Annotated in this window: 14 protein-coding genes and 1 riboswitch; of the genes, 12 read left to right on the top strand and 2 right to left on the bottom strand. The window is 64.2% G+C overall.

What is annotated here, in order from left to right; genetic code table 11:
* Nucleotides 1-175 precede the first annotated feature (175 nt).
* The 6 genes from ffh to rplS are packed head-to-tail and all read left to right on the top strand — an operon-like array spanning nt 176 to nt 4,046.
* Nucleotides 176-1,651 (top strand): signal recognition particle protein, encoded by a 1,476-nt coding sequence (gene ffh / locus ATN00_RS19315; protein WP_062067935.1) that lies wholly within the window; start codon nt 176-178, stop codon nt 1,649-1,651.
* 47 nt (nt 1,652-1,698) lie between these two features.
* Nucleotides 1,699-2,172: a 30S ribosomal protein S16 gene (gene rpsP, locus ATN00_RS19310; protein ID WP_062067933.1), complete on the top strand. Its 474-nt coding sequence runs from the start codon at nt 1,699-1,701 to the stop codon at nt 2,170-2,172.
* Nucleotides 2,173-2,177: 5 nt separating this feature from the next.
* Nucleotides 2,178-2,657: a ribosome maturation factor RimM gene (gene rimM / locus ATN00_RS19305; protein WP_062067931.1), complete on the top strand. Its 480-nt coding sequence runs from the start codon at nt 2,178-2,180 to the stop codon at nt 2,655-2,657.
* Nucleotides 2,658-2,668: 11 nt separating this feature from the next.
* On the top strand, nt 2,669-2,938 hold the full coding sequence (locus ATN00_RS19300; RefSeq protein WP_062067929.1) for a hypothetical protein: 270 nt from the start codon (nt 2,669-2,671) through the stop codon (nt 2,936-2,938).
* The gene (trmD, locus tag ATN00_RS19295) at nt 2,935-3,672 is read left to right on the top strand and encodes a tRNA (guanosine(37)-N1)-methyltransferase TrmD (RefSeq protein WP_062067927.1); all 738 of its coding nucleotides are present in this window, start codon (nt 2,935-2,937) and stop codon (nt 3,670-3,672) included. The genes ATN00_RS19300 and trmD overlap by 4 nt, the downstream gene beginning before the upstream one ends.
* 5 nt (nt 3,673-3,677) lie before the next feature.
* On the top strand, nt 3,678-4,046 hold the full coding sequence (gene rplS, locus ATN00_RS19290; RefSeq protein ID WP_062067925.1) for a 50S ribosomal protein L19: 369 nt from the start codon (nt 3,678-3,680) through the stop codon (nt 4,044-4,046).
* Between the two features lie 127 nt (nt 4,047-4,173).
* On the opposite strand, the gene ATN00_RS19285 is transcribed toward rplS, so the two are convergent.
* Nucleotides 4,174-4,638: a hypothetical protein gene (locus ATN00_RS19285; RefSeq protein ID WP_062067923.1), complete on the bottom strand. Its 465-nt coding sequence runs from the start codon at nt 4,636-4,638 to the stop codon at nt 4,174-4,176.
* Nucleotides 4,635-5,105 (bottom strand): copper chaperone PCu(A)C, encoded by a 471-nt coding sequence (locus tag ATN00_RS19280; RefSeq protein ID WP_062067921.1) that lies wholly within the window; start codon nt 5,103-5,105, stop codon nt 4,635-4,637. Before ATN00_RS19280 ends, ATN00_RS19285 begins: the two co-directional genes overlap by 4 nt.
* A 175-nt stretch (nt 5,106-5,280) precedes the next feature.
* Between ATN00_RS19280 and dnaK the strand changes: the two genes are divergently transcribed.
* The 6 genes from dnaK to ATN00_RS19250 all read left to right on the top strand — a co-directional run bounded on the left by dnaK (nt 5,281) and on the right by ATN00_RS19250 (nt 14,519).
* Nucleotides 5,281-7,182, top strand: coding sequence for a molecular chaperone DnaK (dnaK, locus tag ATN00_RS19275; RefSeq protein ID WP_062067919.1), 1,902 nt, complete (start codon nt 5,281-5,283; stop codon nt 7,180-7,182).
* Nucleotides 7,183-7,286: 104 nt separating this feature from the next.
* Nucleotides 7,287-8,426, top strand: coding sequence for a molecular chaperone DnaJ (gene dnaJ / locus ATN00_RS19270; RefSeq protein WP_062069012.1), 1,140 nt, complete (start codon nt 7,287-7,289; stop codon nt 8,424-8,426).
* Nucleotides 8,427-8,804: 378 nt separating this feature from the next.
* The gene (gene guaB, locus ATN00_RS19265) at nt 8,805-10,262 is read left to right on the top strand and encodes an IMP dehydrogenase (protein ID WP_062067917.1); all 1,458 of its coding nucleotides are present in this window, start codon (nt 8,805-8,807) and stop codon (nt 10,260-10,262) included.
* A 12-nt stretch (nt 10,263-10,274) separates the two neighbouring features.
* Nucleotides 10,275-11,450 (top strand): RsmB/NOP family class I SAM-dependent RNA methyltransferase, encoded by a 1,176-nt coding sequence (locus ATN00_RS19260; RefSeq protein ID WP_062067915.1) that lies wholly within the window; start codon nt 10,275-10,277, stop codon nt 11,448-11,450.
* A 77-nt stretch (nt 11,451-11,527) separates the two neighbouring features.
* The gene (locus tag ATN00_RS19255; RefSeq protein ID WP_062069010.1) at nt 11,528-12,046 is read left to right on the top strand and encodes a tetratricopeptide repeat protein; all 519 of its coding nucleotides are present in this window, start codon (nt 11,528-11,530) and stop codon (nt 12,044-12,046) included.
* 209 nt (nt 12,047-12,255) lie between these two features.
* A riboswitch (cobalamin riboswitch) is annotated at nt 12,256-12,488 on the top strand.
* Between the two features lie 177 nt (nt 12,489-12,665).
* On the top strand, nt 12,666-14,519 hold the full coding sequence (locus ATN00_RS19250) for a TonB-dependent receptor plug domain-containing protein (RefSeq protein WP_062067913.1): 1,854 nt from the start codon (nt 12,666-12,668) through the stop codon (nt 14,517-14,519).
* Nucleotides 14,520-14,537 lie beyond the last annotated feature (18 nt).

The raw sequence follows: 14,537 nt of genomic DNA, 5'->3' as shown, positions 1-14,537 counted from the left end.
GGCTGCGCTAAAGGCGCGCTCGCAATCGGGCGGCTCTGCTGTCTGATACCCTGATATATCCATGGGCGCAGGTGGCGCTTTATATGGACGCTGGCCGGCGAGGTTTCGCCCGCCGGCGATTTTGTCGTTTGATGGGTATGCACGGTTTTTCGGGCCACTCGGCCCCATTGAGGTGATGATGTTCGATTCGCTAAGCGATCGTCTGGGCGGCGTATTCGACAAGCTTCGGGGGCGCGGCGCGCTCACGGAGGACGACGTCCGCGCCGCGATGCGCGAGGTGCGAATCGCGTTGCTCGAAGCCGATGTCGCCTTGCCGGTCGTGCGTCAGTTCGTCGACGATGTGACCGAACAGGCCGTCGGCCAGAATGTCCTGCGCTCGGTGACGCCGGGCCAGCAGGTGGTGAAGATCGTCAGTGACGCGCTGACCGCCGTGCTGGGGTCCGAAACCTCCGAGCTGCTGATCGACGTGACCCCGCCCGCCGTCATCATGATGGTCGGCCTTCAGGGGTCGGGCAAGACCACCTCCACCGCCAAGATCGCCAAGCGCTTGAAGGACAAGGAGCGCAAGAAGGTGCTGATGGCGTCGCTCGACGTCCAGCGCCCCGCCGCGCAGGAGCAGTTGGCCGTGCTGGGGCAGCAGGCCGATGTGGCGACCCTGCCCATCGTGCCCGGCCAGCAGCCGGTCGAAATCGCCCAGCGCGCGCTCCAGTCCGCGAAGCTTCAGGGCTTCGATGTGGTGATGCTCGACACCGCTGGCCGCCTGCACGTCGATCAGGCGCTGATGGACGAGATGAAGGCGGTCGCCGATGCGAGCGATCCGGCCGAAATCCTGTTGGTGGTCGATTCGCTGACGGGTCAGGACGCCGTCAACGTCGCGCAGAGCTTCACCGCGCAGGTGCCGTTGACCGGCGTGGTCCTCACCCGCATGGACGGCGATGCGCGCGGCGGCGCGGCGCTGTCGATGCGCGCCGTCACCGGCCGCCCGATCAAGTTCGCGGGCACCGGCGAAAAGCTCGACGCCATTGAGCCTTTCCATCCGCAGCGCGTGGCGCAGCGCATCCTTGGCATGGGCGACGTGGTGTCGCTGGTCGAAAAGGCGGCCGAGACAATCGACGCCGAGGAAGCCGACAAGCTCGCCAAGAAAATGGCCAAGGGTCAGTTCGACATGAACGACCTGCGCGGCCAGCTCAACCAGATGCGCCGCATGGGCGGTCTGGGCGCGCTGGCGGGCATGCTCCCGGGCCTCAAGAAGGCGCAGGCGGCGATGGCGAACAGCGGCGCGAACGATAAGACGCTGCTGCACCTGGACGCCATGATCGGCTCCATGACGCTCAAGGAGCGGGAAAGGCCCGCCCTTATCAACGCCAAGCGTAAGATTCGTATCGCCAAAGGCTCCGGCACCACGGTGCAGGAAGTCAACCGTCTCCTGAAAATGCATCAGGAAATGGAAACGGCGATGAAGAAGATTCGCAAGATGGGCGGTCTCAAGGGGCTGGCCAAGATGTTCGGCGGTGGCGGCCTTGGCGGGATGCTGGGCGGCGCGGGCGGTCCCGATGGCGGGGCCGGAGCGCCGGATCTTTCGGGCCTTGGCGGGCTTGGCGGCAACATGCCCAAATTACCGCCGGGTTTTCAGAATTTCATGAAGAAATAAGTGTTTTCAATATATTATAATATTACAGAAAGGTAAGGTTGGTTTATATGGCAACGTCCATTCGTCTTTCGCGCGGCGGTTCCAAGAAGCGTCCCTATTACCGCATCGTCGTGGCCGACAGCCGCGCGCCGCGTGACGGCAAGTTCATCGAGCGCATCGGCAGCTACAACCCCGTCCTGCCCAAGGGCGACGAAAAGCGCGTCATCCTCGACGTCGAGCGCGCGAAGCACTGGGTGGCCGCTGGCGCGCAGCCGACCGACCGCGTGGCCCGCTTCCTCGACGCCGCGGGCGTGAAGGAACGCGCTGCCCGCAACAATCCCAACAAGGCGGAGCCGGGCCAGAAGGCCAAGGACCGCGCCGAGGAACGCGCCAGCAAGGCCGCCGAAGCCGAGGAAGCCGCAAAGGCGGCCGCTGAAGCCGAAACCGTCGAAGTCGTCGCGGAAGCCCTGGACGAAGCGACCCCCGAAGCCGCTGCGGAAGCTGCTCCCGAAGCGCCCGCTGAAGAGCAGGCCGAAGGCTGAACCTCTTGACCGACAAGCCCGTCACTCTGGCCGTCATCATCGGCGCGCATGGTGTGGCGGGCGAAGTCCGTCTGAAGCTCTTTGGCGAGGGCGTCGACACGCTCAAAAGCTACAAGAGCTTCGAGGTGGCAGGGCGCACGCTGACGTTGAAGTCGGTGCGCCCCGGTCCCAATGGCGCGGTGGCGCGCTTTGCCGAGGTCGGCAATCGCAGCGACGCGGAATCCCTGCGCGGCACCGAACTCACCATCGCGCGTTCCGCCCTGCCGGACCTGGACGAGGGCGAATATTATCATGTCGACCTGATCGGCCTGCCCTGCATTTCCAGCGACGGTGAGGCGCTGGGCGCAATCGTCACGGTCGAGAATTTCGGCGCGGGCGATATTATCGAGGTCGAGCGCCCGAATGGCAAACGCTTCATGGCCCCGATGCACGCCGTCACGCTGGCCGATGGCCAAGCCGTGATCGAAGCGGCCTTCGCGGCTTGAGCCTTCGGGCCATGCAGACATTTCTGGCCATTCTCTACCCGGTGGTGTTGATCGCGATCGGCTGGGCTTTGTGGGGCGCGCCCTGGCATTGGGCGGTGCGGCTGGCGATCCTGCTTGGCGTAGTGGCGATTGTGCCCGCCTTCTTCATTCTGCCCACTGTCGTCCGCCCGCCGCAGGGCTTTGACGATCTGGCACGCGCTATTGGCTGGTTGGTTCTGGGGGTGGGGGCGGTCGCGTCTCTTGCGGGCATGGGTCTGCGTTGCTGCATGAGGGCGCGATGAGCTTCACCGCGCAGATATTGACCCTCTATCCTGAGATATTTCCCGGCCCGCTCGGCCATTCGCTCGCCGGACGGGCGCTGGCAGAGGGAAGGTGGGTCTGTGATCCCATCCATATCCGCGACTTCGCGGCCGACAGGCACCGCACCGTGGACGATACGCCTGCGGGCGGCGGAGCGGGCATGGTGCTGCGCGTCGACATTCTCGCCAGCGCTGTCGATCATGCGCTGGAGCGCCGCCCCGATCTTCCCGTCATCGCCATGACGCCGCGCGGCGCGCCCGTCACGCAGGCGCGGGTGCGCGATCTGGCGGCGGGGCCGGGCGCGACGATTCTCTGCGGCCGGTTCGAAGGTTTCGACGAGCGTATTTTCGAAGGCCGACCGGTCGAACAACTCTCCATGGGTGACATCATATTGTCGGGCGGAGAGATGGGCGCATTGATGCTGCTGGATGCTTGCGTTCGGCTGCTTCCCGGTGTAATGGGCGCGGCTTCCAGCGGGGATGAGGAAAGCTTCGAAAGCGGCCTTCTTGAATATCCGCACTATACCCGGCCCGCTGAGTGGGAAGGGCGCACGATCCCGCAAGTGTTGCGATCGGGGGATCATGCGAAGATCGCCGCCTGGCGGAAACAAAGGGCGGAAGATGACACACGGCTAAGGCGGCCGGACCTTTGGGAACGCCATATCGGTGTTCGGGACCAGTCGCCCTCTGGCGCGCAACGCGAAGATAAGGACTGAGTTACATGAACTTGATCCAGCAGATCGAGGCCGAAAACATCGCGGCCCTCGCCAAGGATATCCCCGATTTCCGTCCGGGCGACACGCTGCGCGTCGGCGTGAAGGTCGTCGAAGGCGACCGCAGCCGCGTCCAGAACTACGAAGGCGTGTGCATCGCCCGCTCCAACAAGGGCATGGGTTCCAACTTCACCGTTCGCAAGATTTCGTTCGGCGAAGGGGTGGAGCGCGTGTTCCCGCTCTATTCGCCCAATCTCGATTCGATCACGGTAGTCCGCCGCGGCGTCGTGCGTCGCGCGAAGCTCTATTATCTGCGCGGCCGCACCGGCAAGCGCGCTCGCATCGCCGAGCGCCGCGACATCCGCACCGAGGATTGATTCCCTCGCGCGGTTCGTGAGAGCCGTGAACGAAATAGCAGGCGGTGCTCCCCGGAGCGCCGCCTGTTTTCGTTGGCGTACCGAGAACGAATAAGCGGACAGTCCGCCAACTCACCCCAACAAGCTATCAGCCATTCCCAAACGGCAGCAGCGCCTCATACACCGCCAGCCCCGGCTTGCCGTCCACCGCCGCGCCGCATCGCATCAGGAAAGCATGGCGGACGATCTCGGCCTGCTGCTCCAGCCCATAGCGGTGGAAGGCCTTTCCCGGCGCGATCTCATATCCATAACGGCAAAAGGGGTGGCGCATCAGCGGCAGATACCATTTGCCGCCGCGCTGGGCTTGCCACACATGGGTCATCTCATGGATGAACAGCCCTTGCAGATGCAGCGGGCCGCCGCAGAAATCCGCACAGAACAGGCCGCCTTCGGGATGGAACCACAGGTCGCCGTCCGGCGCCATGGTCACGCGCCGGGGCTGGAAGGGCCACCATTTGCGGTTATGCACCCGCACCCGGTGATAAGCGATGGCGTCGCCAAATATCGACCGGGCGAGCGCAATCTCCGCCTGTGTCAGGTTGCGACTGCTCAATGGTCCTTATGCTCGTCCGTTTTCGCTGCTGGAGCCGCCGCGCCCGGCTTCTGGATCACGGCATCCACCAGCAGGCGGTCGCCATTGGAAAGAAGGAAGGTAAGCTGCATCGTGCCCCGGCTGATCGCGGTATCGTTGACGCCCCACAGCATCAGATGCTTGCCGCCCGGTGCAAAGGCCACCTTGCCCTTGGCCGGAATGTCCACGCTGGAAATCGGCTTCATCGTCATCACGCCGTTCTCGCTGACGCTCTCGTGCATTTCCACCTTCAGCGCATAATCGGTCAGCACGCCGCGCAATTGCACGTCGCTCGCACCGCCATGAGCCACGAAATAACCCGCAGAGGGCGTGTCCTTGTTGGGGCTGAGTCGCACCCAGGCCTGATCGATATAGGTGGGCGCGGGATCGCCGCACGCGCTCAGGACCAGCGGCGCGGCAAGGGCAAGGAAGGGGAGAATCGCGCGCATGGAATGGCCTTTCAGGGACTGTCTCGTTTTCGGTCGGTTATCTAGCTAATCCCGGCAGCTTCTTGTGCCAAGAAAAAGCGCGCCTATATCCGGCATGCAAACGGTCTTGCCTTGGCGCTTTCGTGAGGTATGGGGCCGTCAACCGCTGATAGAAATTGGGGTTAAAGAGGAAGAAATGGGAAAAGTAATCGGTATTGACCTGGGCACCACCAACAGCTGCGTGGCTGTGATGGATGGCGGGAAGCCCAAGGTCATTGAAAATGCGGAAGGCGCGCGCACCACGCCCTCCATCGTTGCCTTCGCCAAGGACGGCGAACGCCTGATCGGCCAGCCCGCCAAGCGGCAGGCCGTCACCAATCCGGATAACACGATTTTCGCGGTGAAGCGCCTGATCGGCCGCCGCTTCGACGATCCTACGACGAAGAAGGACATGGAACTGGTCCCTTATTCGATCGTGAAGGGACCGAATGGCGACGCATGGGTCAATGCGGGTGGCAAGGATTACAGCCCCTCGCAAATCTCCGCCTTCACGCTCCAGAAGATGAAGGAAACCGCCGAGAGCTATCTGGGCGAGACGGTCACGCAGGCGGTTATCACCGTTCCGGCCTATTTCAATGACGCCCAGCGTCAGGCGACCAAGGACGCGGGGCAGATTGCGGGCCTGGAAGTGCTGCGGATCATCAACGAGCCGACAGCGGCCGCGCTTGCCTACGGGCTTGAGAAGCAAGACGGCAAGACCATCGCGGTTTATGACCTTGGCGGCGGCACCTTCGACATTTCCATCCTGGAAATCGGCGATGGCGTGTTCGAAGTGAAGTCCACCAATGGCGACACGTTCCTGGGCGGCGAGGATTTCGACGCCAAGCTGGTGGAATATCTGGCCGCCGACTTCAAGAAGGAAGAAGGCATCGACCTCACCAAGGACAAGCTGGCGCTCCAGCGGCTGAAGGAAGCCGCCGAAAAGGCGAAGATTGAGCTGTCCTCGGCCCAGTCGACCGAAGTGAACCTGCCCTTCATCACCGCCGACCAGAATGGTCCCAAGCATCTGGTGAAGAATATCACCCGCGCCGATTTGGAACGGCTGGTGGCCGACCTCATCAAGCGGACCATGGAACCCTGCAAGAAGGCGCTGGCCGATGCAGGCGTTTCGGCCGCCGAGATCAGCGAAGTCGTTCTCGTGGGCGGCATGACCCGCATGCCCAAGGTGCGCGAGGCCGTGAAGGAATTTTTCGGCAAGGAACCGCACACCGGCGTGAATCCGGACGAAGTCGTCGCCATGGGCGCGGCGATTCAGGCGGGCGTGCTGCAGGGCGACGTCAAGGACGTGCTGCTGCTCGACGTGACCCCGCTGAGCCTCGGTATCGAAACGCTGGGCGGCGTGTTCACCCGCATGATCGACCGCAACACCACGATCCCGGCCAAGAAGTCGCAGGTCTATTCCACCGCTGACGACAATCAGCAGGCGGTGACGATCCGCGTGTTCCAGGGCGAGCGTGAAATGGCGGCGGACAACAAGCTGCTGGGTCAGTTCGACCTGGTCGGCATCCCGCCCGCGCCGCGCGGCGTGCCGCAGATCGAGGTGACGTTCGACATCGACGCCAACGGCCTCGTCAACGTCAGCGCCAAGGACAAGGGCACCGGCAAGGAGCAGCAGATCCGCATCCAGGCTTCGGGCGGCCTGTCCGACGCCGACATCGATCAGATGGTGAAGGACGCCGAACGCTTCGCCGAAGAGGACAAGAAGCGCCGCGAGTCGGCCGAGGCGAAGAACAACGCCGAAAGCCTGGTCCATACCACCGAACAGCAGCTTTCCGAGCATGGCGACAAGGTGGACGCGGCCCTCAAGTCCGAAATCGAAACCGCGATCGCCGCGACCAAGTCCGCGATAGAGGGCGGGGACGCCGAAGACATGAAGACCAAGGCGCAGGAACTCGCCACGGTCGCCATGAAGCTCGGCCAGGCGATCTATGAGAAGGAACAGGCCGCGGCTGCTTCTCCAGATGCCGAAGCGCCGAAAGCGGATGACGATGTCGTCGACGCCGAATTTTCGGAAGTGGACGAGAACAACAAGGCGTAAGGCCCGATGAAACGCTTCTCGACTTCGCCCCGCGCGGACGGCATGGTATCTGACCAGCGCGACCGTTCGGGGCGGAGCCGGGGAACGTGCGCGCCGGGGGCGAGATGACTACCGAAATCGACTATTATTCGCTGCTCGAGGTGGAACGCACGGCGGACGCCACGACCATCAAGAGCGCCTATCGCAAGCTGGCGATGAAATATCACCCGGACAAGACCGGGGGATGCACCGACGGCGAGGCCCGGTTCAAGGCCGTGTCCGAAGCCTATGAGTGCCTGAAGGATCCGCAGAAACGCGCGGCCTATGACCGCTATGGCCACGCAGCCTACACCAATGCCCAGAATGGCGGCGGGGGCGGTTTCAATGGCGGGCGCGGCGCGGGCGGTTTTTCCGATCTGGGCGATATTTTCGAGACGATCTTCGGCCAGGCCGGTTTCGGCGGCGGCGGGGGACGTCAGGCCCAGCGGCGCGGCGCCGACCTGCGTTACGACATGGAGATCACGCTCGACGAAGCCTATCACGGCAAGCAGAGCGAAATCGAGATCGAAGTCTCCGCTTCCTGCGATGCCTGCGACGGGTCCGGCGCGCAGCCGGGCACGGGCGTCAAGACCTGTGGCACGTGCGGCGGTCATGGGCAGGTCCGGGCGCAGCAGGGCTTTTTCGTGGTCGAACGCACCTGCCCGGCCTGTCATGGCGCGGGGCAGGTCATCGAAAACCCCTGCCGCTCGTGCCGGGGCGAAGGGCGCGTGGACAGACCCAAGACCCTGTCGGTCAACATTCCCGCCGGCGTCGACGAAGGCACCCGTATCCGCCTGTCGGGCGAAGGCGAGTGCGGGGCGCGCGGCGCACCTCCGGGCGACCTCTACATCTTCCTGCATGTGAAGCGGCATCCGATCTTCGAGCGCGACGGCACGACCCTGTTCTGCCGCGCCCCGGTCAGCTTCACCACGGCATCGCTGGGCGGCACGATCGAGGTGCCCGGCCTCGACGGCAGCCGGCATGAGATCAAGATCCCGAGCGGCATCCAGTCCGGCAAGCAGATCCGCCAGCGCGGCGTGGGGATGCCGGTGCTGAACGGACGCGGGCAGGGCGATCTGGTCATCCAGGTCGATGTCGAAACCCCGACCAAGCTCAGCGCCCGCCAGCGCGAACTGCTCGAAGCCTTCCGTGAAACGGAAACGGGCGAGGAATGTCCCCAGTCCACCGGCTTCTTCAGCAAGCTCAAGGAACTTTGGGGCGACTGAACCCGGGCCAGCCCGCTGCATTCTCTTCAGGGAGCCGGAAACAGTTTCGCCTGTTTCCGGCTTTTCTGTTCTGCAGATCGATAGAGACATGACGCTGCGAAACAGAGCATAATGCATCTCAGTTCCAGCGAGCGCACATTCCAAACGGACTGGTCGTCAACTTTGACCGGACGACCATCCTACCGCCGCGCCCGGCATGGCATGACCGCCTTTCGCGCAGACTGGCCCACGTCACCGCGCTCTTCGCGCTTCATTACCGCAGCGCGCAATAAAATATGCATGGGGGACTGGTCGTTTCGGGGGGAAGTGGTTACATGAGCCGCCACGATTCCCCAGAGGGACCAGCCGCCGGTCCCGCAGCAGAAAGTGGCAGTTCACATGGATATCCGCCTCGGCCTCACCTTCGACGACGTGCTTCTTCAGCCCGGCGAATCCGACGTGTTGCCCAGTCAGGCCGATACCAGCACGCAAGTCACCCGGGAAATAAGGCTCAACATCCCGATCCTGTCGTCCGCCATGGACACGGTAACGGAAGCGGACATGGCGATCGTCATGGCGCAGCTTGGCGGGATCGGCGTGCTGCACCGCAACCTCTCGATCGAGGAACAGGCGGCGGCGGTCCGTGCGGTCAAGCGGTTTGAAAGCGGCATGGTGGTGAACCCCATCACCATCACCCCCAATGCCACGCTGGCCGACGCGCAGATGCTGATGGAACACCACAGGATCAGTGGCATCCCCGTGGTCGAGGCATCGGGCAAGCTGGTCGGTATCCTGACCCATCGCGACACCCGTTTCGCGGAAAACCCGTCCCAGCCGGTCAGTGAGCTGATGACGAGAGACAATCTCGCCACGGTGAAGCTGGGCGTTGGCCAGGATGAGGCGATGCGCCTGCTCCATCAGCGCCGCATCGAAAAGCTGCTGGTGGTGGACGACGCCTATCATTGCGTGGGCCTCATCACCGTCAAGGATATCGAGAAGGCCGTCACCTATCCGCAGGCGACCAAGGACGCATCGGGCCGCCTGCGCGTCGCCGCGGCGACTACGGTGGGTGATAAAGGCCTCGAACGCACCGAAGCCTTGATCGACGCCGAATGCGACCTGATCGTCATCGATACCGCGCACGGCCACAGCAAGCAGGTCGCGGTCGCGGTCGAGGCGGTCAAAAAAATGTCCAACCATGTTCAGGTCGTTGCGGGCAATGTCGCCACCGCCGAAGCGACCCGCGCACTGATCGGCGCGGGCGCGGACTGCGTGAAGGTCGGCATCGGTCCCGGTTCCATCTGCACCACCCGCGTCGTCGCGGGCGTCGGCGTGCCGCAGCTCACCGCCATCATGGACTCCGCCGAAGCCGCCGCCAAGCACGGCGTGCCGGTGATCGCCGACGGCGGCCTTCGCACGTCGGGCGACGTGGCGAAGGCGCTGGCGGCGGGCGCGGGCTGCGTCATGGTGGGATCGCTGCTGGCCGGAACGGCCGAAGCGCCAGGCGAAACCTTCCTCTATCAGGGCCGCGCCTATAAGAGTTACCGCGGCATGGGCAGCGTCGGCGCGATGGCGCGGGGTAGCGCGGACCGTTATTTCCAGGCGGACATCAAGGACCAGATGAAGCTGGTGCCTGAAGGCATTGAAGGCCAGGTGCCTTTCAAAGGCCCGGCCAAGGACGTGATCCACCAGCTTGTCGGCGGTGTGAAAGCGGCGATGGGCTATACCGGCAGCCGCACGATCAAGGATTTGCAGGAGCGCGCCCGCTTCGTGCAGATCACCAATGCAGGCCTGTCGGAAAGCCACGTCCATGATGTGACGATCACGCGGGAAGCGCCCAATTATCCGACGCGCTGAGGACGGCGCGGCATGACGCCTTCCGCCCGCGTTCAGGCCGCCATCGAACTGCTCGACGCCATCATCGCCTCCGCGCGCGATGGCGGGCCCGCAGCGGACACGCTGATCGCCCGCTATTTCAAGGAGCGGCGCTATGCCGGATCGCGTGACCGCCGGGCGGTGCGCGATCATGTCTATGACGCGATCCGTCGTGTCGCCGAACGCCCGGAAAGCGGCCGCGCCGCTATGATCGGCATCGCCCATGAGTGCCCGGAGATCGCCGCCCTGTTCGACGGATCGGTCCATGCTCCCGCGCCAATCGAGCCAGGTGAAACAGGCGCCGAGCCGGGCATCATCCCCGCTTGGATCGCCCCCTTGCTAGCCGCGCCTGTCGAGCAGGACGCGTTGCTGGGCCGCGCGCCGGTCGATTTGCGCGTCAACCGGCTGAGAGGCGCGTTGGAGGATGCCCTGCCGCTCCTGCCCGACGCGATGCCAGTTCCCGGCGTGTCCGATGCGCTGCGCCTGCCCGAAGGCGCGCCAGTCGAAAAGAGCGAGCCGTGGCAGCGTGGTCTCGTCGAAGTGCAGGATGCGGGCAGCCAACTTATCGCCATTGCTTGCGAGGCGCGGCCCGGCCAGACGGTCATCGACCTGTGCGCCGGTGCGGGCGGAAAGACGCTGGCGCTGGCCGTCGCCATGGAGGGCAAGGGCACGCTGATCGCCGCCGACACCATCCGCTCCCGCCTTGCCCGCCTGTCTCCCCGCGCCGAGCGCGCAGGCGCGACATTCATCCAGACGCTCCTGCTCGATCAGGGACATGAAGCGCGCGCGCTGGAAAGCCTGCATGGCCGGGCCGATGCCGTGTTGGTCGATGCGCCCTGTTCCGGCACGGGCACATGGCGGCGCAACCCGGAGGCGCGCTGGCGACTGACTCCCGCCCGGCTCGACAGGCTGGTGCAGGAACAGGCCCGCATCCTCGATTTCGCCGCGCCGCTGCTGGCGCCGGGCGGCGCGCTGGTCTATGCCACCTGTGCGCTGACGGACAGGGAGGGGCGGGGTCAGGTGGAGACATTCCTGCAACGGCATGATGGCTGGATCGCGGACGCCATCGACTTGCCATTGGGGCGGGCGCACGGTCCGGGCTGGCTGCTGACGCCGGGGCATGACGGGACGGACGGTTTCTACTTCGCCCGGCTGCGCCGCGGGCCATGAAAGAGACAATGGACAAGCGCCCGCAAAATGGCGACACTTGGCCGAAAGCAACGCCTGAAACATGGCTGGAGACATTGATGCGTTTTACCCCTGCCTCGATTGCCCTTGCCGTCGTGCTGACGACCGTATCCAGCGCGGGCATGACCCAGCGGCCCGACGCGCAGATCGATCCGCGCTCGATTGAATGGCAGCGTGCGGGCGAAACCGCGCGCAAGGCGGGCAATCTGGAAGGCGCGAACGATGCGCTGGAAAGCGCGCTGGCCGTCGATCCGCGCAATCGCGCCGCTTATATCGAACTGGCGCAGGTGGCGCGGGCGCAGGGGCTGCAGGGCAAGGCCATCCGCCTGTACAATGAAGCGTTGCTGCTGGACCCGGCGGATGTCGGTGCGCTGGTGGGTCAGGGCGAAGCCATGGTGGAAAAGGGCGCCATCGCCAAGGCGAAGGAAAATCTGGCGCAGGCGCAAAAGCTGTGCCGCGCCGATTGCGCGGGCGTGGGGCCGCTTGTTGCCGCGATTGAAAAGGGACCGCCCGCCGCGGTGCTGAGCGCCAAGGAAGACGTGCCCGCACCCAAAGTCGTGCCGACCGAAACGCCCTGACCGGGTTCTGGCGGCCGCATATTGGGGCGGCAGGTTGCGGCCATTTGCGGACCTTCCCCCTTCGCTCAGGGCGAACGGAGATGGGAATAGCGGACAGTCCGCAATCCACCCAAATCCGCCATTTCCTTTGGCCTCTCACTTGATTCGCTTGGCATAAGGGACGGCTTGCCCTATGGGCGGCGGCGTCCGGGGCGCTTCAAGCGCGGCGGACATGATCGCGCTGGTGCCCCACGGGGCTGAAAAGGGAATGCGGTGCGGAGGGTTCGCCCTCTTATTCCGCGGCTGTCCCTGCAACTGTAAGCGGTGAGCGCGATGCGTATTGGTCCCACATTCCTGCAAAGGGGCGGGAAGGGGACCGGCCACTGGACGCATGTCCGGGAAGGCTGGCGCATCGCTGCTATGACCCGCGAGCCAGGAGACCTGCCAGCGCCCGGTCGCTCTTGCCCTGGTCCAGGGATAGGCCATGGCACGGTTTTCCGTCTGAGCGACGCTGCCAAGCGGCCGGGGCCGCATCGGTGCGCGTGGCGGGAACCGGCGTCGGCCTGTCGCGCGTGTCGACCGCGCGCGCGGAGTCCCCGGCCCTGAAAGTCGCAAGGACGCTCAGGGAAGAGACGAAAAAATGTTGAAATCGGGATTGCCGCTCATGGCATTGCTGGCGGCCACGCCTGCGTTGGCGCAGGATGACGATATTGTCGTCACCGCATCGGGCATTGAACAGCCGCGGGACGAGGTGGGGCAGGCGATCAGCGTGATCGACGCCGACACCATCCGCACGCGGCAGGCGGTCGATGTGACGGATTTGCTGATGACGACGCCGGGTGTGCGTTTCAATCGTTCGGGCACGACCGGCGCGGCGACGGGCGTGTCGCTGCGCGGCGCGGAAACAACGCAGACGCTGGTGCTGATCGACGGCGTGAAGGTCAATGATCCCAGCGGAATTGGCGACGGCTATGATTTCGGCCATCTGCTGGTCGGTAATATCCGCCGGATCGAAGTGCTGCGCGGTTCCAACTCTGTCGTCTATGGCAGTCAGGCGATTGGCGGCGTGGTCAATGTGATGACGGGCACGCCCGCTGAAGGCTATGCCGCCAATGCCTCGGTCGATTATGGTTATAGCGATACGCTGAACGCCAAGGCCGATGTGTCTGGCACCAGCGGCATCGCTTCGGGCGGCGTGGGCATGGCCTATTTCCGTACCGATGGCATTTCCTCGGCAGCGCGCTCCTTTGGCGCCACGGAAAAGGACGGCTACAAGAACATTGCCGCCAATGCGAAGCTCAAGCTCAGCTTCACCGATACGCTCAGCCTCGACCTGCGCGGCTATTATATTCATGCCGATCTCGATTATGACAGCTTCTTCGGCGCACCCGCCGACAGCGCTGACATCAGCAAATCGGACCAATATGTCGGCTATGCCGGCATCAATCTCGCTCTGCTCGACGGCAAGCTGACCAATCGGACGGCGGTCACCTGGTTCCGCAACGACCGCGACTATTATTTCGTGCGCGGCACGGACCCCGACTATGGCTATAGCGGCACCAACCTGCGCTTCGAATATGAAGGCGTCTATGCGCCGGTCGATCAGGCGAAGCTGGTCTTCGGCTATGAGCATGAGCGGCCCGATTATGATTTCTTCGGCTTCGGCGACACATCCAGTGCGAAGGCGAATATCGACAGCGTCTATGCCCTGGCCATCGTGAAGCCGGTCGCGGGGCTGTCTGTCACCGGCGGCGTGCGTCATGACGATCACAGCCAGTTCGGCGGCGCGACAACCTTTGGCGCGAACGCCAATTATACGCCCAACCATGGCGCGACCAATTTCCGCCTGAGCTATGGCGAAGGGTTCAAGGCGCCTTCCCTCTATCAGCTTTACGATATGTTCAGCGGCAACGCGGACCTGAAGCCGGAAAGGTCCAAAAGCTACGATATCGGCTTTGACCAGAGCCTGGACGATGGGCGGGCGATGCTGTCGGTCACCGCTTTCCGCCGCGATACGCGCAACCAGATCAACTATGACAATAACAGCTTCCTCTATGGCAATCTCGACCGCACCCGCGCCAAGGGTGTGGAGGCGACGCTGACATTGAAGCCGGTCGATGCGCTCATTCTCACCGGTTCATATAGCTATATCGACGCGCGAGACCGGTCGCCTGGCAGCGTGGATGAAGGCAAGCGCCTGCTGCGCCGCGCCGCCAATGCGGTCAGCGTGTCGGCGGATTATGCGTGGCCCTTCGGCCTCAGCACCGGCGCGACGATCACTATGGTGGGCGACAGTTTCGACCTGGACGCGAGCCGGAACAGGGTGCAACTGGACGGCTATGCCATTGTCGGCCTGCGCGCATCCTTCCCGATCGGCGAGCATCTGGAGATATATGGCCGGATCGACAATCTGTCGGATCAGGAATACGCCACGGCCTATGGCTATGGGGTCTACGGCCGGTCGGCCTATGGCGGCGTGCGTGTCCGCTTCTGATCGCGCGGAAAAGGGGCG

The organism is Sphingobium baderi, assembly GCF_001456115.1.
GTDB lineage: Bacteria > Pseudomonadota > Alphaproteobacteria > Sphingomonadales > Sphingomonadaceae > Sphingobium > Sphingobium baderi_A.
The sequence above is the reverse complement of the archived record's forward strand: the minus strand, read 5'-3'. Positions and strand labels throughout refer to the sequence as shown.